The organism is Paenibacillus sp. PvR133, assembly GCF_017833155.1.
Classification (GTDB): domain Bacteria; phylum Bacillota; class Bacilli; order Paenibacillales; family Paenibacillaceae; genus Paenibacillus; species Paenibacillus polymyxa_B.
Genome location: NZ_JAFIBS010000001.1, coordinates 3,056,308 through 3,076,080, shown reverse-complemented (window position 1 = coordinate 3,076,080; position 19,773 = coordinate 3,056,308). Strand labels below are relative to the sequence as shown.

The 19,773-nt window shown below is 41.0% G+C and carries 21 protein-coding genes and 1 pseudogene; 4 read left to right on the top strand and 18 right to left on the bottom strand.

Annotation, left to right across the window (positions count from 1 at the left end):
- Window positions 1-175 precede the first annotated feature (175 nt).
- The 17 genes from JOE49_RS13550 to JOE49_RS13470 all read right to left on the bottom strand — a co-directional run bounded on the left by JOE49_RS13550 (window position 176) and on the right by JOE49_RS13470 (window position 16,397).
- On the bottom strand, window positions 176-526 hold the full coding sequence (locus tag JOE49_RS13550) for a hypothetical protein (RefSeq protein ID WP_049828507.1): 351 nt from the start codon (window positions 524-526) through the stop codon (window positions 176-178).
- The gene (locus tag JOE49_RS13545; RefSeq protein WP_209941531.1) at window positions 526-1,719 is read right to left on the bottom strand and encodes a WXG100 family type VII secretion target; all 1,194 of its coding nucleotides are present in this window, start codon (window positions 1,717-1,719) and stop codon (window positions 526-528) included. Before JOE49_RS13545 ends, JOE49_RS13550 begins: the two co-directional genes overlap by 1 nt.
- A 462-nt stretch (window positions 1,720-2,181) precedes the next feature.
- Complete coding sequence (locus JOE49_RS13540; RefSeq protein WP_075153995.1) at window positions 2,182-2,403, bottom strand: hypothetical protein; 222 nt, start codon at window positions 2,401-2,403, stop codon at window positions 2,182-2,184.
- A 318-nt stretch (window positions 2,404-2,721) separates the two neighbouring features.
- Entirely contained in the window at window positions 2,722-3,051 is a 330-nt protein-coding gene (locus tag JOE49_RS13535) for a hypothetical protein (RefSeq protein ID WP_013309519.1), read from the bottom strand.
- Between the two features lie 15 nt (window positions 3,052-3,066).
- Window positions 3,067-4,194, bottom strand: a complete 1,128-nt coding sequence (locus JOE49_RS13530) for a polymorphic toxin type 50 domain-containing protein (RefSeq protein WP_209941529.1) — start codon at window positions 4,192-4,194, stop codon at window positions 3,067-3,069.
- Window positions 4,195-4,376: 182 nt separating this feature from the next.
- A complete protein-coding gene (locus JOE49_RS13525) occupies window positions 4,377-4,922 on the bottom strand; it encodes an RNA 2'-phosphotransferase (protein ID WP_209943616.1) in 546 nt (181 codons plus the stop codon).
- Window positions 4,923-4,955: 33 nt separating this feature from the next.
- Window positions 4,956-5,156, bottom strand: coding sequence for a hypothetical protein (locus JOE49_RS13520; protein WP_023987867.1), 201 nt, complete (start codon window positions 5,154-5,156; stop codon window positions 4,956-4,958).
- Between the two features lie 179 nt (window positions 5,157-5,335).
- Window positions 5,336-5,881, bottom strand: coding sequence for a hypothetical protein (locus JOE49_RS13515; protein ID WP_023987866.1), 546 nt, complete (start codon window positions 5,879-5,881; stop codon window positions 5,336-5,338).
- A gap of 366 nt (window positions 5,882-6,247) precedes the next feature.
- Entirely contained in the window at window positions 6,248-7,621 is a 1,374-nt protein-coding gene (locus JOE49_RS13510; protein WP_209941527.1) for a helix-turn-helix domain-containing protein, read from the bottom strand.
- A 428-nt stretch (window positions 7,622-8,049) separates the two neighbouring features.
- Window positions 8,050-9,417: a helix-turn-helix domain-containing protein gene (locus tag JOE49_RS13505; RefSeq protein ID WP_209941525.1), complete on the bottom strand. Its 1,368-nt coding sequence runs from the start codon at window positions 9,415-9,417 to the stop codon at window positions 8,050-8,052.
- A gap of 179 nt (window positions 9,418-9,596) precedes the next feature.
- A complete protein-coding gene (locus JOE49_RS13500) occupies window positions 9,597-10,052 on the bottom strand; it encodes a GNAT family N-acetyltransferase (protein WP_209941523.1) in 456 nt (151 codons plus the stop codon).
- A gap of 82 nt (window positions 10,053-10,134) precedes the next feature.
- On the bottom strand, window positions 10,135-10,809 hold the full coding sequence (locus tag JOE49_RS13495) for a VOC family protein (protein WP_160788870.1): 675 nt from the start codon (window positions 10,807-10,809) through the stop codon (window positions 10,135-10,137).
- Between the two features lie 94 nt (window positions 10,810-10,903).
- On the bottom strand, window positions 10,904-11,428 hold the full coding sequence (locus JOE49_RS13490) for a hypothetical protein (protein WP_209941521.1): 525 nt from the start codon (window positions 11,426-11,428) through the stop codon (window positions 10,904-10,906).
- Between the two features lie 234 nt (window positions 11,429-11,662).
- Complete coding sequence (locus JOE49_RS13485; protein WP_209941518.1) at window positions 11,663-12,838, bottom strand: MFS transporter; 1,176 nt, start codon at window positions 12,836-12,838, stop codon at window positions 11,663-11,665.
- A gap of 76 nt (window positions 12,839-12,914) precedes the next feature.
- On the bottom strand, window positions 12,915-13,226 hold the full coding sequence (locus JOE49_RS13480; protein ID WP_023987858.1) for an ArsR/SmtB family transcription factor: 312 nt from the start codon (window positions 13,224-13,226) through the stop codon (window positions 12,915-12,917).
- Between the two features lie 130 nt (window positions 13,227-13,356).
- The gene (locus tag JOE49_RS13475) at window positions 13,357-15,405 is read right to left on the bottom strand and encodes an iron ABC transporter permease (RefSeq protein ID WP_209941516.1); all 2,049 of its coding nucleotides are present in this window, start codon (window positions 15,403-15,405) and stop codon (window positions 13,357-13,359) included.
- Complete coding sequence (locus JOE49_RS13470; protein ID WP_023987856.1) at window positions 15,402-16,397, bottom strand: ABC transporter substrate-binding protein; 996 nt, start codon at window positions 16,395-16,397, stop codon at window positions 15,402-15,404. The genes JOE49_RS13475 and JOE49_RS13470 overlap by 4 nt, the downstream gene beginning before the upstream one ends.
- Before the next feature lie 168 nt (window positions 16,398-16,565).
- On the opposite strand from JOE49_RS13470, the gene infC reads away from it, so the two are divergent.
- From infC to JOE49_RS13455, 3 genes and pseudogenes are all read left to right on the top strand, one after another.
- Window positions 16,566-17,081, top strand: coding sequence for a translation initiation factor IF-3 (infC, locus tag JOE49_RS13465; RefSeq protein WP_160788865.1), 516 nt, complete (start codon window positions 16,566-16,568; stop codon window positions 17,079-17,081).
- A gap of 60 nt (window positions 17,082-17,141) precedes the next feature.
- Window positions 17,142-17,591, top strand: a pseudogene (locus tag JOE49_RS13460) (kanamycin nucleotidyltransferase C-terminal domain-containing protein); the annotation flags it as partial.
- Between the two features lie 438 nt (window positions 17,592-18,029).
- Window positions 18,030-18,578 carry a hypothetical protein gene (locus JOE49_RS13455; protein ID WP_071640104.1) on the top strand — a complete coding sequence of 183 codons (549 nt, stop codon included), beginning with the start codon at window positions 18,030-18,032 and terminating at the stop codon, window positions 18,576-18,578.
- A gap of 107 nt (window positions 18,579-18,685) precedes the next feature.
- Here the strand turns inward: JOE49_RS13455 and JOE49_RS13450 are convergent, their stop codons facing one another.
- Complete coding sequence (locus JOE49_RS13450; RefSeq protein ID WP_071640103.1) at window positions 18,686-19,069, bottom strand: DUF423 domain-containing protein; 384 nt, start codon at window positions 19,067-19,069, stop codon at window positions 18,686-18,688.
- 219 nt (window positions 19,070-19,288) lie between these two features.
- Between JOE49_RS13450 and JOE49_RS13445 the strand changes: the two genes are divergently transcribed.
- Window positions 19,289-19,762 carry a hypothetical protein gene (locus tag JOE49_RS13445; RefSeq protein WP_209941514.1) on the top strand — a complete coding sequence of 158 codons (474 nt, stop codon included), beginning with the start codon at window positions 19,289-19,291 and terminating at the stop codon, window positions 19,760-19,762.
- Window positions 19,763-19,773: the final 11 nt, after the last annotated feature.

The following is a 19,773-nucleotide window of genomic DNA, read 5'->3' as shown; positions in this document are numbered from 1 at the left end:
TTGATATTGGAACATGGTGAATTGAATTTGACCCACCTTATTTTGAAGCAAGGTATATTAAAAATCACAGTTTCCTTCATTCAGATTGGATAACTATAAAAAAGCTCACTCCCATTTTTATTATTAAAGGAGCAAGCTTAACACTGACTATATGACGCTGGTATTGTAAAGCAACTTACTCTTCTTCATCATTAAAAATAGCTTCAAACTCTTCATCTGTATAATCTCTATTGCTAGGTACATGATAACGCTGTGGTAGTCCATTATGATCAAGTACATGATCCACAACCCCATCTCTATCCGAGACAACAAAAGTAATCTCATCATCACCTTCATAACTCTTTGGTGTGATATCAGCTAAAACTAACCATGCAGCACCCTCAACCCTGTAGAATTCCGGGTAAAATTTGACGGACTGCTCAGTGTCATCATGTATTACACCATATAACTTATATTTTTCTTGATAATCCTGAGCAATTTTTCTAGCTTGAGTAGCTGTTAATTTAGTATCCACTTTTTCATCCATTATTCTTCATACCCTTTCCAATTAGACAGAGGCCACTGTCCGTTTCTCACTTTATAAATGTATCTCTGTGCTTCGTATATTTCTGAGGAATTAAATTTGTCTTTATTTTTGATGATTTCATTATAAACATACTCTTCTTTAGCTATAGTGGATAAATTCATATATGTTTCTTTTCCAAGTTCTCCAAAGTGTTTTGCATGGTAAGATTCGTGAATTGCACTTAGATAGGAAGCATCTGGTCGTATAACAATCTGTCCTGTACTAGGATTAAAGCCACCCACAGCTTCTTCTGGAAGTATAGCGCCCTTTTTATCAATTATAACTTTTACATCAATAGCATTCATTTCTTTTTTAAAAGCTTTTATTTCACTAACATTCATAATTTTTAATCCATCTGGTGTTAACCTTCTCTGACCGCTTACAGGCATCTCTTCCCACAATTTCAAATCTAGATCATGGCCTTTGGGAAATGGTCTAACTTCACCGTTTAACTTTATTGTACTACCAATCCCAATTTTAGGTTTGATTACTGAACTAACTCCTCCAATTAATCCAGCTGTACCGATCATATTAGCCCAGTGTTCCTTTGACCAGGCATTGTTTGGATTAAATGCCCCTTGAATCATACCTGTTACTCCAAATGTACCGAAATTGAGCATGTCATTCCATGAATCGTTTTGTTTAGCTGCCCGTTCCATGTACCCTTGGTACATTCCTTTTGGAATACCATATGACATATAATCTAGAAAGCTCCAGACTGAATTAAACTTTTTCTCATAGCGTACTGAGTTAGCGTCTACAAAATCCTGACCTAGTTCAGTTAAGCTATCTACTGATTTTTGGAACGCATTCCGTGTATCTGGAGCAGGAACAGCACATGAATTCGGTGGAGGTGGTAAACAACTTGCGTCAATGTTACCTGCTTCCATCAGATCTGCTAATCTGAATTTATCTGCATGGTGACGTAATTCCCTAGCAATAGAATCCGTCAAGGTAACAAAGTCATTCATATTCTTCTGAGAGGTTTGGAAGGAATAGTAAAAGTTCTCTTTAGTCAGTCCTTCCCACAATTGCCCCATAGATGAAATTTGTTGTACTAAATTACTATTCATTTGAGTTGCCGTTTGCTGTGCTAACTCAAACTGCTTGGAGGCAGTCATAAGCTGCTCAGGTGTCACTTTAATTGTTGTCATAATATACCTCTGTTTGAGTTCGTTATGACATAGTAACATTATTCCGATTTATGGAAAACGAACTTAATTCCTAATTGTTATGTGAAATAAGATAACTTTATACCTATGACCAAAAGCTTATAGTCATCGCTTTCAACTCCTGATCTTCAAACATACCCTGTAACTCAGGAATCAACTTTAGGAGTTTTTTTATAGTTATGTAGCTGTTGTTTCGTGATACCGAGTTCCTTAACAATATCGGTAATATCTTTTAGATGGGCATTTTGTTCATCTGCTTGATTCCCTTATCCTAGCTCAACAACTTGTAATGTTTGATATTGGAGCATGGTAATTTGAATTTGACGCACCTTCGTTTGAAGCAAGGTGTTTGTAAATGTCATCCTCCTTTATTCAGTTTGACTAACTATGTAAAAGGCCCACTCTCGTTTTTATTATTAAGGAGTAGGCTCAAATAGTACTTTTTCAAATGTCTATGTTATCCCACAACTCTAAAATAGTCTTATCATCAATCTTCCCAAGAATAAACAACTCTCTTGCTGTTTCAAACGACTGCGAAAAACTGTCTCTTTCACGAGTAAGAAAGTACTCTTCTTCATTCTGGCTAATCCAATAGCTATCATTTTTATAGGAGAACTGAAACTCTTCCCCCATTTCAAAACGTTCCACCAATTCATTGTATTCCAAAACAGTCCCTCCTACTTCTTGTTAACTCTTTTAAATGTCCCATCTTCTTTCCATTCAAAAACATGTTCATGAGGCCACTCTGGATGCTGCTTTGAATTTCCATGATCCGTGTAGTCTACATCGCATGTAGCGCAATTGTTTTAATTTTCTTAGGTGTAATGGCATCCTACTACTTTATAACGAATGTTAGACCATAGGGGACTATATGCTTTGTCGTGCTTACAATTTATGTGGTACCCATACAAACCAAAAAGGCTAGATGGATAATCCCATCTAGCCTCGATTGAGTGAAAAATACACAATTGAGGATTTCCAGAGTTATTCATATTTCCAAATAATAGATCCATCAGTAGATGTTATCATGCTGGGAGGATCGTTATGGAGAGAAATTTCAATAAAGGGGCTCTTTCCTTTTTGTAACCAATTATATATACTTCCTTCGTCGTTAATCGGCTTAGATACTATCTTTTTAACTTCAATAACCGCAGCATCATATTCAATGAATTCATTATCATCTTCATCTAAACCATTGTTTGTTTCATAAATGGTGTCCCTAGTACCAATAATCTTTAATCCACTTCCCCACTGAATAGTTAATTCTTCTTTCGGTACTGAAAGAATGGCTTTAATCAAAGAATCATATCCCATATATTCCTCCTTGGTTTAAGGCGCTGCTGGTACAATATGTGCGCCATCTTTACTGTAATGAATAATTCCTTTTGTTGTTTCTTCGAACATACCAGTATCTCTATTATAATATTTCCCGATAGGTTTTCCGAAATCAATCCTTTCTCGCCCTGCTTTAAACATAGCACCTTTTCCAGAATAACTATCAAGTAATTCTTGTGCGGTTTTGTTATCACCATAGAAAATACTCTTGTTCTTACCATTGGCTAAGTCTTGTTTGTAGTTGGGCGTCCCAACAATATGCTTCTCCTGATCTCCGTGTTTTACTTTTACAGGGTAACTGTCAACTTCACGATAAGGACCTGCTGGAACAGATTTTTTCCCATAAGAAGGTACACCTTCTCCCTTCATCATCTGCCACAATTCCGCTGAGCTCTTCCCTATTCCGCTTGCACTTTTAACTGCGGTTGTACCTCCATGTGCCGCTAAAGCTGCTGAGCCAATCAATCCAGGTATTCCGATAATACTACCAACTCCCGTGGATGAAACAGCAACTGATAATCCTTCTCCACCTATTCCAGCTACTACCTCACCAGCCCCCTGCAATGTCGTAGCTACGTGACCGAGAATTTCACCTACTTTAGCAGCCATAGGATGATCATAGTCACGGTCTTTGTCAGGCAGCATCCCCAAGGTTAAATCTTCCTGAATAGCACCTTTCGCTCCCTGAGCAGTATCCCACAAAATTTCCCCTTGAAGCTTACTAGCTTCCATCTGAGCTTCGGCTTTTGTGATCTCAGCTTTACCGATCTGTTCAAAGATTTTATGTAACCAACCTTCACCGCTTGATGCCGTTTTAACAGGCACACCATTCCCTGGCACATCCAGTACGACTTTTTCTCCATCTACCTGTGTGAAGTTTTTTGAAATAAAAATGAGTTCTTGTGCAACCGTAGAAATTCGTTCAAGCGTCACGCCCATGGATTGTCTAGAGACCTGAAAATCTTGGAAAAACCTCTCTCGGGTAGCACCAGACCAACCTTGTTGGACAAAATCAATTCTTCCATTCAGTAAATTCAACATACGTTCCATTTCGTGTTTACCATGCAAGAACTGGTCAGCCACTTCCATTAGCTTGTCAGGTGGAACCAATATTCTCCCCAATTGATCACGTCCATTTTAATTTAGATGGAAATAATCTTATCAGAAGGAGATGTTTAGGGATATCCACCTGTTATCCTGAAATTTCCTTTTATATTATGTGACAAATGGACTGATATGAACGGATTTACTATGTCAAAAGTATTGTATAAAGCCTCTTTTTAATATAAACGAAAATATCAGTGTTAAATTTTTCTAAAATATTGTGGGGGCACAAAATCGGCAAGCCAAACACCATTGTTAGCGATATAGAACTTAACATTGTTAGCCATCGATTTTACTGTATCGATTTCAAGAATGACTAATTCACCACGTCTCTTACCTGCCAATGTTGCAAATTCAAGTGTCTCAGATAGATGAACATACTTTCTCCCCATTGGTTTAATTCCCTCGGTAATAATTTTATCAACTACTTTGCTATTTGTTCCGTGATAAAGAGCAGTTGGCGGAATGGATTCTTCGTAATCTAATCTTCCTGCACTGTGCCCGTAGTTCGCTCGTATGTATCCATTTACCATGTGGTATCGCTTCTTTGGACAATTAGTTACGACTTGATCAATCCCTGCTTCTCCTATATCCGACCATCTATTCTCTGACTTAATTGCTGAAATTAAGTCATGCACGTGACAATAACCTTCATGATCCAACTTAATTCCAAACTGTTCTGGTGTATGCCTAAGAATTTTACTCATAAATTTACTAAGGCTCTCTTCTTGTTTTGGTGATAACATCATATACTCCTTGTAATGAAATATTTGTTTTATCTATAGTAACCAATCTGATGATTCATAGCTTCTTGTGAAATAAAGCACCAATCCCCCGATAAGGAAAAATGTAGCTCCAATTAAAAAACCTCTTAGACTATATCTGCTATAAGCCTCCAATAATACTGCAACTCCCAGCCCACAAGGGAAATACCCGAAAATACCCCTTATCAAAGCCATGATAAAAAACTTACGATTCATAAATTTTTCTCCTCGCTAATCGTACTTCATTATATAAAAACGAACAAATTCATTTCATCCATATCCATATATCCTCTTTGTCCCCATTTCACAGCAATCCAAAGTCGACTAACAATACCTTTCCATTCTAAGCCTAAATTAAAAAGACAACAGGTGATACCTGCTGCCTTTACTCACCATTATTCAGCTTCCGTCAACATTTTTAAAATGCCAGTAAATGAGCCGTCAATCGACATAATATCTCCATTAACTTGTTTGCTAAATTGAGACTCCGTAAGTTTATCTTTTCCTGCTGTGTGATTCTTAATGAATTTTATAAGCTCTGCTTTCTGACTTGCAATATCCTTTAATGCTTGTTCGCTTTCTTTTTTGTAATTTTTAACTGTTTTATTTAGTTCCACCTTAGCCACGCCGAGCTGCTTCTTTAATTTATCACAATCAGCCTTGGCTTGAGCTATTACCGCTTTACTTGATTTATTTTTCACTTCGTTTTTATAGCGCGCTGATGCTTGACTTAATCTCTGAGTTAGCTCACGAACTTCTGCCCCCAGAACAGCATTAAGTTTTTTTTGTGCAATTTTAATTTCCTTCACACGATCTTTGTAATTCTCAAAGTATATTTTTTCGATTTCACTTGTTGACATTGCTTTTGTAGATGTTGCTGCCAATACTTGTGATGGAATTAAGATAGCAAACATTAATAGTAGTAGAATAGCTTTCTTCATATGTATCTCCTTCTTTGGTAGTAGTGCAATTATCATAAGGGAAATGAAGGGAATAGGCAATATGTCTTGTTATTTAAATACTACTAACCACATTATATAATCTTCCAATGATCGAATAAGCATTTGACAGATAAAAGTCCAAGCTAAGTCACTTCTAGAAGCTTATTTATGTAGAGCAAAACAAACGATATGAAAAAGGCTAGACGTATAATTCCATCTAACCTCTTGATCATAGTTAATTTTCTAGGTCTATTGTGATCTTAAAATTGAGACTATTTTATTCCAACATTCCTCCATATTGTCCAGTTGGATCATAATTACTAATGCTACTGACATAAAACTGGATACTAGGAGGGTGGAATCAACTTACTCTTCATCTTCATTAACCACTTTAATTAGATTTCCGTAGACTGCCCTCGTGTGAGCAGATGCATGTTCTTTAAAATGTGTAAACAACCTCATACATCTAATTGCTTGTATTTTGTTATTAACTTCAGCGGACCTTTCCAAACAGCTGAGCAAAAATGTAAAACCGTCTGAAAACTTCCCCTTGCGCAAAAGATAGATCGCCAATTCCCTTGCGAAATGAGTGTATCGCTCCGTTGTGAATCGTTGAGTATACAATCCTTCAACTTTTTTCTGCTCCAGAAAGGAGATGATTTCTTCTTCGAATTGATTTAAAATATCATCTACATCAAAATGGTATCGGTTAGCTGCCTCAATCATAATATCAAGTGCGGGAAGAATCTCATCTTTTCTTGAAGAAATATAAACTACATAATCAGAAAGAACGCTCTTATCGCCAGAAAGAAGCTTATTAACATACGTGTTTACTACTGCCCAGTCTTCGTACTTTTTTCTCCATTTCAAAGCTTCTTCATCTGTATCAGTAACCCAACTTAAATCAGCGTATTTTTTAATGTGTTGAAGTCCCTTTTCATAGTCTTTCCTCTCATCACATGCTTGTGAACGAAGTAAATGCGAGAATGCCCAATACGCAAACAAAGGAAAATTAGGTTTCTTCGAATTGTCTTTGTGTACATGATGCCGCTGTTGTTGCAGTTTGTATTGAATTTTTGCCTTGTCTCCCATTGCTTTAGCGAATAGTTCTACTTTATCCCATTTTCGTAACGAGCGGTATGTATTCGCCAAGTCTTTTAAGGCATCTAACTGATCTACCTCATCTAATCGATCAACGTAAGGCTCAAATTGAATGGCTGCATCATAGTTTTTCTCTTGATCGTCTCCAATACGAATCGTAAACAATCGATACTGGCAAACCGCCAATCGTTCTGAATACTGATACTTTTCCCCTTCTGACACGTTTTCATAAAGGAACGCCGCTGCTTCAGTATTACCCTTTTTAAAAGAATCCTCGGCTACTTCAAAAAGTGAAGGAAGATAAACAGGATTATCTAGCAACATACCTACAACTCTTCGCAAGCAATCAAGTCGTCCTAACACCACGCATCGGTACAAAAAAGGGCTGATTCTTCGCCAGTTGAGCGGTTCTTCTTCAATACATTCATCAATATAACGTTCATAAAAATAATCCGGTGGCAAATTCATACCCATAGTGATACGATCTAGCTGGTGAACAGAAATAGGTCGGTTGCCCGTCACAATGCCACTAACTGTTCCTACATTCAAATCAATAATGTGACCAAACTCGGTCATGGTTAAGCTTTTTCTTATCAGATAGGTTTGAACTTCTGCTCTAATCGTAGGTGTGATCTCCATAGATAAACCACCCTTTCAACGTAGACTCGGCATATGATACATAATTAAACCATGTAATGAGAAACAGTTAGTAAGAATTACTTTAGCCCATCATTGTCTTTTGGAACAAAGTCATATACCCTTCAGTTGTTTACAACAGCACACATAACATTTTTGCACTTTTTACATATATTTCTCAAAAGAAGATTTCCTCATATTGCTTATATACAGCAAAACGCAATAAAAAGGCTAGACGGATCATTCCGTCTAACCACTTAATAATAGTAATTTTTTAGGTTCTACTGTGCCTTATACTGGAGACTTTTTATTCTTAGATTCCCCCGTGGTGCCCTGTTGGTTCGTATCTAGACCCAAACTCTTGATATTGGAAAGGAGCAACCACTATCGTCATTAATAGAAAGCTAGTCACCAATATGGTTAGAACAATTTTATGCTTCATCTTCCTCCACCTCTTTAATCAAATTTCTATACGCTGTCTTTGTTTCAGGTGATGCATACTCTTGATAGGACTCATAGAGTCTTACACATTTGATTATATATGATTTATTATTAATAGCTGTAGATTTTTCCAAACAACTCAACAAAAAACGAAACCCTTCTGGATATATCCCTTTATTCAAATAGTATTTTGCTAATTCATTGGAGAAATGAGTAAAACGTTCTAAAATAATTTGTTGAGTATATACGCCTACTCGATTTTGTTCATTCAAAAAAGATTGAATTTCTACTTCAAACAATGCAAGTATATGATCTACATTTATATTGTATCGATTAGCCGCCTCGATTATGTTATCTATTGCGGGAAGTATTTCATCTTCCTTCGAAGAAAAATAAGCAACATAATCAGAGAGTACGCTTACATCGCCAGACATAAGCCTATTCACATAAGTATTGGCGTCGGCCCATTCTTTAAATTGATTTTTCCATTTTAAAGTTGTATCATCTTTTTCTTCTACCCAGCTTAAATCGGCATACTTTTGAATATGCTGAAGCGCTGTCTCATAATCTTTATTAGCATCACTAATTTCAGCACGAATTAAATGCGAAAATGCCCAATAAACAAATGGAGGATAAAAAGGCTTCTTTGTTTGCTCACTCTTTGTATGCTGCTGGTCAATTTTATATTGTATTTCAGCTTTATTGCCCAAAGCCGTAGCAAAGTTATTTGCCTTATCCCACTTTCGCAATGAACGACAAGTATTTACTAAATCTCTTAACGCATCTAACTGGTCCGCTTCATCCAAACGTTCCACGTAAGCCTCAAATTGAACAACCGCATCATAATTTTTTTCTTGATTATCTCCTTGCCTCGTTTGGAACAGTCGATATTGGCAAATTGCTAAACGTTCCGAATACTGTTTTTTCTCACTCATAGCTACATTCTCGTACAGAATAGTTGCCGCTTCATAACATTCTTCTTTAAACAGCTCTTCAGCAAGCTCAAATAAGGATTCTGAATAGCCCAACTTATCCATCAATAGATTGACCACATCATGAATGCAGTCCAGTTTGTTTAATTTCGCACAATTATGTATAAAAGGACTCATTCGACGCCAATTCGGATTAGCCTCTGTTAAATACTCAGACACATACCGTTCGTAGTAATAGCCAACGGGATGCCCCATTGCTTTTGTAATTCGGTCTAGCTGATCCACTGAAAGTGTGCGGTTCCCATTGATAATACTGCTCATGGTGCCCGGATTCATTTCTGCCTCTCTAGCTAAATCACTTAGTATTAAATTATTATCTTTCATATGTTTTGTTATCTCTGTGAGTATCGTGGTTGTGTTGTACAAAAGTAACCACCCCTTATCAGGAACTTGTTAGGATATCAACTCATTAAAAAGAGGACTATTGCAATCCAATGATTGTATAGCCTTTCCGCAATTTATTGTACCATCTTTTGGCACAATATCATATACCTTTCAGAACCTTACTTAAGATACCTTTGAAGGGTTTGCAAAGAAATTAAGCTCTATAAATCCTGAGACATACGAATCATATCTCTACACTGTATGCCATTCTCATAAATTTCTTCTAGATAGTTGTGTCTGACAAAGAAATCTAGATCTACACCAACAATTCTGAACCCACATTTTTGGTAGAGAGCTAACTGTCCAATGCTAGAGTTTCCTGTACCCATTTCCATCATTTTATAACCTTGTGCCCTGGCTGTTTCAATTGCATGTGTTACTAATTGTCTGCCTATTCCTTTACCATGCATACCTTCTGATACTGCTATATTCACTAACTCAACTGTTTCAGGTCTTGTAGGTAAAAGAACATAGACTCCAACAATATGATGGTCAATCTCTGCTACAAAACACTGCCCTCTTTTTAAATATTCCTCAACAAGTTGGTGCGAAGGATCAGCTAGTAACAAGAGCTCTATTGGATATTTTTCATTTGAATCAAGTAGTCTAATATTCATATATTCTCTCCTGAATGTATTATGGCCCCCCGGATTTCCCCCTTGTGCAAGCTTTATTCCAGAAATCCGGGGAAGCCCTAAATCAGTTTGATCTCAATTCATACAAACCATTGTGAAGCGAAAGACTGGCAGAGCATGGAGCTTCGAACAAGACTCTGGTGTTAAATACGACCGGAAGCCTATCATCAGGAAACCAAGGCCGTTGCTTGTCTATGACTATAAATGATCCTTCTACATCCCCTAGCGGCGCGAATTTCTGTCCAGCCCCTCCCCATGAATGAAGTTGGAACGTTTCGGCGATTATCCTAGATACTTCGGAGACATCATCGACAGGAAGACCGATCTCGCTTATACGAAGTAGAGAGTGGGGCCCGAAAGCTTCAGTGACTGCGTTGTTGAGTGTATGGTGAGCGATGAACTCGACAAGGTTATGATCCGGATCATAGAAGTAAAGCGCTGTTGCATTCCAGTTTTCGAAAAAAAACTCATCTTCTTGGGGTCTTGAAATCAATGAAATCCCACGGTCGATTATCCACTGTTTTGCTTCTATGAATTTATTCGTTGGAATCGTAACCGCAATATGATAAAATTCATTTTCCATGTGAGAAGATTCCTGAAAAGCAAGAACCGATTCCCCTACTTGAAAAGACAACCGCGAAGGGTTCTCCTCCACAACCTGCAAATCCAAGAGAGAGCCGTAAAAAGCTTTTATCGCTTCGAAACTGTGGGTGCCTAAGAGCACTTCTTTTAATTTCAATGCATTGGTCCTCCCCATAAATAATATTGAAACCCATTTTCCGTCGTATCCAGATCAGCATTTTATCTCAGACTGTATGAGGCCATTTCATTGGTTATTGATTATCCTTTAAATCGCTTAGAAGTTTGGCATTCACATCTAACGCTGCAAATTGAAGTAGTATATCCTGTTCATCCAGAGCTTTACTTTTCGCCATTTCGAGATAAAGCTTGGGCTGATCCCGAAATGCTCTTGCACTCCCAATCGAGTATGCCTTCTGGAGATATTTATGAGCTAATCCAGGCTTGCTCTGAAGAAGAAGCGTTTCCGCCATTTGAATGTAAGGCTCTGCATGTATGATTCGGTACCCTGAACCTTCTAAATCTAAAATTTCCTCATTTAAAAGCTCTACTGATCGCTGCATATGGCTGTTATAGTTGAGTATTTGAACATACTGATGTAGGGTTACACCTGTAATGCCCCATGTATGCTTAGGTTCGGGTATTAGATCCCAGGCCCTCTGTGCTTTTTCCTCAGCTAAGTTGCTATCTAATGGGAGTATATGAGCTGCTTCCTCACCAAGAGCCCAAATTTCCTCTTCCAATTGAGCCTCCAGATCGTGATACATTCGAATATTCATCTATTCCTCCCAATTAGATAATGTAATTTCTAATACTTAGAGATGTCTACTCCTCATTGCGTTTAGCGAAAGCGCTTGATTAAGGATATCACTCCCCAGATGAGCAACGCCAAGATCCCGCTAACGATTACGAATGTCATTAAGATCGAAGTCCATACGATATGCAATCAACATCACCCCATGCATCATTTTATGGTCATCTTGTAGAGTACTCTTCTAATGTCTCTCCATATTTTAACGCACGTTGGCTTCCGCTGCATTCGAATTGAATATTTTTATTTTTATAATCATAGATAAAAACGCTAGCAGTGCAAACATCAGTCCGCTCCAGATGAGCTGGTGTATTCCCAAGTGAGAGATAAACCAGCCGCCTATAGCAGCTCCCATCGTAATACCTAGATTAGAAAATGAGACAAACAGGCTGTTTCCAAACTCTGGAGCTTCTTTCGCTTCAGTGGTTAACCATGTTTGACTAATAATTAGCCCCCCGGAATGCACGGTCCCCCAAATGAGCACAACCACAATCATTGGTAGGAAAGAAGCCCCCAGAGCATAAGTGAATACGTAAATGACCATATATAGCAATGGGAACATGATGACGGTCTTAATCAGATTTTTATGTAATAATCCTCCAAATGAAAAGTTTCCAAAAATCATGACGATTCCAAAGACCATCAACATCATACTGATCCATGACCCGTTCATAAGAGTTACTTCTCCAAGATATTCGGCAAAGTAGCTATACACCGAAAACATAGCTGCAAAGATAAAAATAACAGTCACAATGTTGAACCATAATTGAGGTTTACGTAATATACCAAGCTGTTTGCCATAAGACATCTTTTCCTGAACTGGCAGGGAAGGAAGCCATACGAGTATTCCTACAAATGCAATCATGCTTACGACAGCACCAAATAAGAAAGCAGCTTCTAACGATATCTTTTCGGCAAGATAAGAAGTCAAAGGCACGCCAAAAGCAAATCCTACTGTAATTCCAGCGAAAACCTTGGTGACTGCTTTACTACTCTTTTCACGGGGGACAAGATGAGATGCAGTCACGAGAGCGACCGAAAAAAAGACAGGATGAAAAATAGCAGGAAGAACACGAAAAATGAGCATGACCTCAAAATGAGTGGTATAGGCATAGACAATATTGGAAATGACAAAACTGAATACAGCGGTTAATAGAATGACTTTACGATTCATGCCGGAAACGAGTAAGGTCAAGAACGGACCTGAAATGGCAACAACTAAAGAAAAAATACTGACGAGCCAACCAGCCTGGGCAGATGATACATGGAATTTTTGGGTTACTTGAGGGAGAACGCCTATAATCCCCATTTCCGTTGTAATAATGCCGAATACGCCTAAAGCAAGAATGATAATAAGTAACGGGTTAACCTTTTTCATTTTAAGTATAAGCCTCCAATTTAATTATATATACAGATTTGTAGATATGTTATGTGAAAAAAAACCTCCTTTCAGTTTATAGTTCCTTTTGAACGTACTCGGCAAATTCCCGGATTGTTTTTTCATTCCGACGATAGTACGTCCACTTCCCAATACGCTCAGACTCTAACAAACCGGATTTTTGCATCGTTAATAAATAACTTGAAATCACAGACTGCGCAAGTCCCGCTTTAGCCTGAATATCTCCCACACATACACCAATTTGAAAATTAAGCCCTTGTTTTAGATAAGCCTGTTCATCAAAAAACTCTTCTGGTTTTTTTAACCACAGCATAATTAGACGACGAGTTTCGTTTGACAATGCTTTATAAATCAATGACGGTTCCATATAAAATATTATATCTATTTTATTAGATTTGTAAATATAAAGCCCAATGACTACGTAGGAGAATTAATAATAAAGGCTGCTTCCCCACAGAAAATCCGCTGGGAAACAGCCTGTTTGTGTACATATTCAACTACACTGACTTACTCTTATTGGAGCGATACATCAAGTACAGGAAATACGGTGCACCGATCAGTGCGATCAGCAATCCGGAAGGAATTTCGGTCGGCGCAAGCACTGTCCGGCCAATCGTATCAGCCAGCACCAGCATCACCGCTCCCAAGATGCTCGACAGAACAATGGAGCGGCGTACATGGTGCCCAATCAACGTACGCACGATATGCGGGGCAATCAGCCCGATGAAGCCAACTGTACCCACACAGGCCACCGCTCCGCCCGCCAGCAGCACACCCACTGCCATGGCCAGCAGCCGGGTTCGGCGCACCGGAAGTCCCAGTCCCATGGCGCTGCTATCGTCAAACACCAAAAGATCGAAGCGGCGAGCTAGCCACCAGGCTATTGGCAACAATACGAGCAGAAAAGCCAGAATCGTCGCCACCTGCCCCCAGTTTCGAGCGTAGGTACTACCCGTCAGCCAAATATAGCCTGTGCTGCCCCAAAGCGAGCCTTGGATAATCAGTATCTGAATGCCAGCTGCTCCGATCGCTGATACGGCAATCCCAAGTAGGATGACCACAGACGGGTTTAGGTGCTTGTTCCATGATAAAAAGAAGATCACCGCCGCTGACACCATCGCTCCGGCAATCGCCGCGATGGGCAGCATATAAACAGGCAGCCCAGGCCAAACGATAATCACTGCAAGCGCGCCGAAACCAGCCCCTGAAGAAACACCGATGATCGAGGCATCCGCTAAGGGATTACGAACAGCTAATTGGATCAAGACACCGCTGACCGCAAGCGCGATACCAGCCCCGGCTGCCACCAGCGTGCGCGGAATTCTAAACTGCAGCAAGGCCGAATTTGCGTTCTCACCGCCGAACAGGCCGGACAGCAAATCGCCGACCGGAATTCGCATTCCTCCAAACATCAGGCTGAATACGGTCAACAGCACGGCACCGCATCCAAACAACGTGACCAGCCTGCCATACGGTAATTTCCGAGAGCGCACACCTATGTTCATGGAAGACTGCCCGCTAATACCAGAAGGCAGCTTCATTTTCCACAGAATCAGCCAAATTAACCAAGGAGCCCCAATCAAGGCCATCATTGCTCCGGTCGGCAGATCCATGCTTGATTGGTGGACCATTTTCGCCAGCACGTCAGCGCCCGTCAACAGCAATGCCCCCCAGAGGAAGGAACCGGGCAGCACCCAACGATGCATTTTTAGACCGCTTAAGCGAACCAAATGCGGAGCTACCAGACCCACAAAACCAATGGGTCCAATGACGCTGACTGTAATGGTCGATAGCAGGACAGCCAATACAATTCCCACCGCCCGGGTCAAGCTAACCTTTTGTCCGAGCGACGTGGATGTGGACTCATCCAGATCCAGAACATCAAACTGCCTTGACAGCAGAACGGCAATGATCGAGAGTCCTACGACCCAGGGCCAGGCGTAAGTCGTCCCGCTCCAGTCGTTTTGCACAAGCGAGCCAGAACCCCAGAGAAACAGTCCCTGCGTTTCAAATGAATAAAAGATATGCAAAGCTCCGGTAAACGAACCGAGAACCATGGATACAATCAAGCCGGCAAGTGCCAACCGAATTGGACTTCCAGCTCGTCCCCCGCCCATGAAGTAAGCCAGCACCGCTGCAAGCAGGCCGCCGACAGCGGCAAATAGAAACGGCGCCTGATGCAGCAATCCGGGAAACATCACCGCGCCAAGGACGACCACAAAGTAGGCACCGGCGTTAATTCCTAGTGTATCAGAAGCCGCCAGCGGATTTTTGGTGATGGCCTGGAGCAGAGCACCGGCGATGGCCAGCGCACCACCAGCCAGGATTCCGATGACCGTACGCGGCATTCGGAGATCCCACACCATGTTATGATCGAGCGTATTCTGACGCTGGGTCAACGCCTCAATTACTGTATGCAGCGGGATTGAAGCCTCTCCATAACACAAGCTTACAAAAAAAAGCACGATGAGGACGATCAATCCGCCCCCAAAGATGCTTCCTACACGCCAAGTCTTCGATAAACCCGTTGTGCCTGTTCGGGTCATTTCGTTAGAGCTCCGACTACTTGATCAACCAGCACTTTGGATGAGATTGGGCCGCCGAACGTCCATGTTGTACCGTCCAGTGGGTAGGTCCGTTTTTCTTTGACAAAGTTCAGTCCGTTCCATACCGAGTTGTTCTTCATCGCGGCTCCAAATACATCGTCCGTCTTTTGCGTAATATAGATAAAATTGCTGTCCTGCACAGCTGGAAGAGCTTCAATGCCAACGGTGCTAAACCCATATTTCTCAGTCTTGTCCGACTTCCAGTCGTTCACCATGCCGATTTTCGCAAGCGTTCCCACTACAACCGAATTTTCTTTGAACATTCGCAGACTGGCAGCATTTTGAGCTGTAAAGGCTTGTGTCAGCGCATAGTGAAAGTCTGCTTTGCCTGCCTTCTCCAATGTAGCCTTTGCATCTACATAGTGCTGGTCAAGTTCGCTTAGGACCTTATCAGCCTGTTCCGTTTTTCCGGTAGCCACAGCGACTTGCTTGAAAATTTCGACCATACGGTCGTAATCATAGCCGTTCCCCTTGTAAGGATCGAATTCTATCGTCGGTGCAATCCCCTTAAGCTGTGCATAGATCGCTGCATTGTTATCGGCGTTAGAGATAATAAGATCTGGCTTGAGCGCCGCAATCGCTTCTAGATTCGGTTCGCCCCGTGTGCCGATATCAGTTACGGTATCAGCCAGTTTCGCCTCCGGTGTTACCCACAGCTTGTAGTTTTCATTGTCCGCATTGCCGACAGGCTGTACGCCAAGTGCAATGAGGTCCTCGGTAAACGTCCATTCGAGTACAACGACACGTTCCGCTGGCTTGTCCAGCTTGACTTCCCCGTGGTCGTCCTTAACCGTAACCGGACCAGCCGTAGTAGATGTCTGCTCAGACCCAGCAGTACCTTCCGTCTTCGAGCTATCCCCAGCTGCACCGCAGCCCGCCAATACAATAGTAAATACTACAAATAACAATAGGCTATTCAACATCTTTTTCATTTCTCTCAATCACCCCTATATGTATATTGCATTGGAAAATGATAATCATTATCAGTAAAAGAGTATAGGGCTTAGTGACTTTTGTCAATACGGATAAATCTAAAATTGAATCGCAAACGGGTTCCGTATATGATAGCTTTATCATTGTTTAAGGGAGGCTACATTTACGTGGCAGTATTAATCAACGAGCAAATTAAAGCTGACGAAGTGGTACTCACTGGACTCGCAGGGGAGAAGCTCGGCGTTATCTCGAAGTCAGAAGCCTTGGCTATGGCCCGATCCAAAGGGGTGGACCTGGTCTGCACCTCACTGATGAGCAGTCCACCACCCTGTAGCTTGGTCGCAAAGGGCAAAGGAAAAGCGATTGCGCAAAAAGAAGCCGCAGCAAGCAAAACGAATGTCGGCCGAACCGCAAAAAACAGCGGCAAAGAAAAGGTCAAGGAGCTTCGCTTCACTGCTCATATTGAGGAGCATGATTACGACACGAAGCTGCGTCAGGCAGACAAACATCTGCGTTCCGGCAAACCGGTGCAGTTGGTCGTTAAAGCGTCTGGTGCAAAAGAAGCACCTGTCGCCAAAGCGGTACTAGAGCGGCTACTAGTCGATCTGAAGGAAGCCGGAGTGAAGGATACTGGAATCCAGACGGGCGGCAAGGGCTCACAAGTGAAATTAAACCCTCGCTGAATGGCAAATCCGTAAATTGGACAAGTCACTTAGACCGTAGGAAATAGAGGGAGATCACTAATGGACATGAATGGACCTGTCAACATTTCTCGAAGTGAGAGACTTCAGACTTGCCACGAAATAGCTGCGAGGTTACATGAAGTATACAGAGACAAAATTCTGGCTATAGGGATCTATGGATCTGTTGCCAAAGGTACTGACGGCCCTTTCTCGGACATTGAAATGTTTTGTGTACTAAGTGAACCAAACGGCCCCGTAGAATTTAGCCATGAATGGTCGGCAGGGCCCTGGAAAGCTGAGGTGAACGTCTGTAGTTCAGACATTCTTCTTAAAATCGCCTCTACTGTTGAGGGCGATTGGCCATTGACACATGGACCCTTCTTTTCCCCACTTCGTCTGTATGATCCTAAAAACTTTTTTTCTATATTAAAGGAAGCGGCCGAATCCCCAACAAAGGAAGATTTCAGGCATGCCATCAACGAAGTGCTTGTAGGTGAAATGTATGAGTTTAATCGAAAATAAAATTTACTTTAATTGCGATTACTACAATATATCATGTTTTTGATATGCCCCATCCCCCTTTCGTTAAGGGGGATTTTACTTTTCTTCTGGATGGATGATACTGCTTCGTTATATTTTCCCACTGTAATATATTTAAAATTTAAACTACTTGATTTCACCCCCTACCTCCTTTATTCTCTGTATATGTAACTCTGGCTTTGCTTATCTATATCTGGTGCTCACATACTTTCCTCATTCGTATACACATGCAAAAAATGTACAATTCCAGTGTACTCCATTAAAATTTTACACATAAAGCTTTATATAGATTTTATTTTTGTTAATATCCAACAACAGGGCCTTAGGCACTATGATAGATTACATTTTAATGATATATTGATAGGTACTATAAAAGACTAATTACCCATGGCTTGGGCTGGAGGATGTATGAAAAAGGAATCAAATCAAGACGAAACCAGTTATTTATTTAATGTAGATGTATTAGTTAAAGGCCGTTCGAATGTAGAGGCCCTTCAGTTCCTGCTTAATCTCTTGAGCCAAAACGAACACATTGCGGATAGCCGGATTCAATCTGGTATCGAACTTGGCAATTTAATTGAAGCTGCACTGTACCTAAAAAAACAGTCAGCCGTGAATAGCCCATCTGATGCAGCCGCTACGCTCGCGGAAAAGTTCTCCAAAAAGAAGTCAGCCGCAGTTACGAACAAGCCGCCAGTCGTTCAAGAGATCAAACAATCCCACGTACAGCCAAAGCCTGCAACACAACAAGAACTTAGTACGTATGAATGGATCAAACGCTATATACAAGATAATACGCTTGTACGGTTAATCGTGAACCGCTATGGCGGACAGCGTAGCATCCCTTGCCGCATCCTCAATCTGGATCATGATAATAGCCTGCTGAGTGTGTATCATGTAGATGAGAAGCAAGTGTACTCCTTTAAAATGAATGAGATCGATGAAATCACATCGTAAATGTAAATACTTCATAAAAAATGAAGCAAAAAAAAAAGAGAACGGGCAGGAAAAACATGACGTCTTTCTTGCCCATTCTCTTTTTTTTGCATTATCCGAAAAGAACTCTAATCCTCTTTCTTCAGACCCATGGCAGCCCATGCCAGCAATATCCATCCTGCAATAAAACACACGCCTCCTAAGGGGGTGATAGCCCCCAGCACACGGATTCCGGTCAAACTTAGCACATACAAGCTGCCGGAAAACAAAATGATACCCGTTAATAACAGACGCGCTGCCCATCTCAAACGGTTGGAAGAACCCCACTGTCCAGCAGCCAACGCAATGATCAGCAAACCGACAGCGTGAATCATATGATATTTCACACCTGTTTCATACACGGCCAAAGCATCCGCGTCGATCCGGGCTTTCACAATATGTGCCCCGAACGCTCCAATGGCTACCGCCAACATCATCATTATAGATCCCACAAATATCCATTTTCGTTGCATGTTTGTGTACTCCTTTTCATCTCATCCTTTTAGCCGAATGTTCTTCTTATTTTATCGAAACCGTATGAAGTTTACCAGCCAGCGTGTGTGAACAGACCGCATACAGAATTGGATGATTAGACCCTGTCTTTTGAAGGGTAATGTGTAGGGTGGCTTGCTTTTTTGTTTATTTTGTGGAAAATTAGTACCTGTTCGGACTATGTTCAAGGAGTTGAAAAAATGAGTTACCAAGATCCTAATTTGCAAAAGCCTGCTGCGCCTGAGGAGCACCCTGTTTTTTCAGAAACTCCTGTGTTCCAGCCTCCGGTCAAGCTCAAACATTCCGGTCCCGGAATTGCTTCTTTTATTATGTCGCTTGTCAGCCTGATCGGATATATTATTCTGGCTATTATGGTTATTAATCTGCTGGCTCATTTCGGCCAATACCAAGCGATGAACCCGGAAGTCGCTCTGCAGCAAACCGGAACGGTACTGCTTCCTTTTATTTTTTTAGGCAGCCTGTTGCTGAATTGTAGCGGACTTGTGGTCGGTATCATTGGAATTGCGTTAAAAAACCGTAAGAAAACCTTTGCTATTACAGGCTTAATCATTAATGCACTTATTATTGTGGGCTTTATTGCACTTCTTGCCATCGGTCTTTCCGTTCCGAATAGCACAGCGGATATCTATCCTTCCTCCGTGCAATCTTTATAATTTTTCTGCAT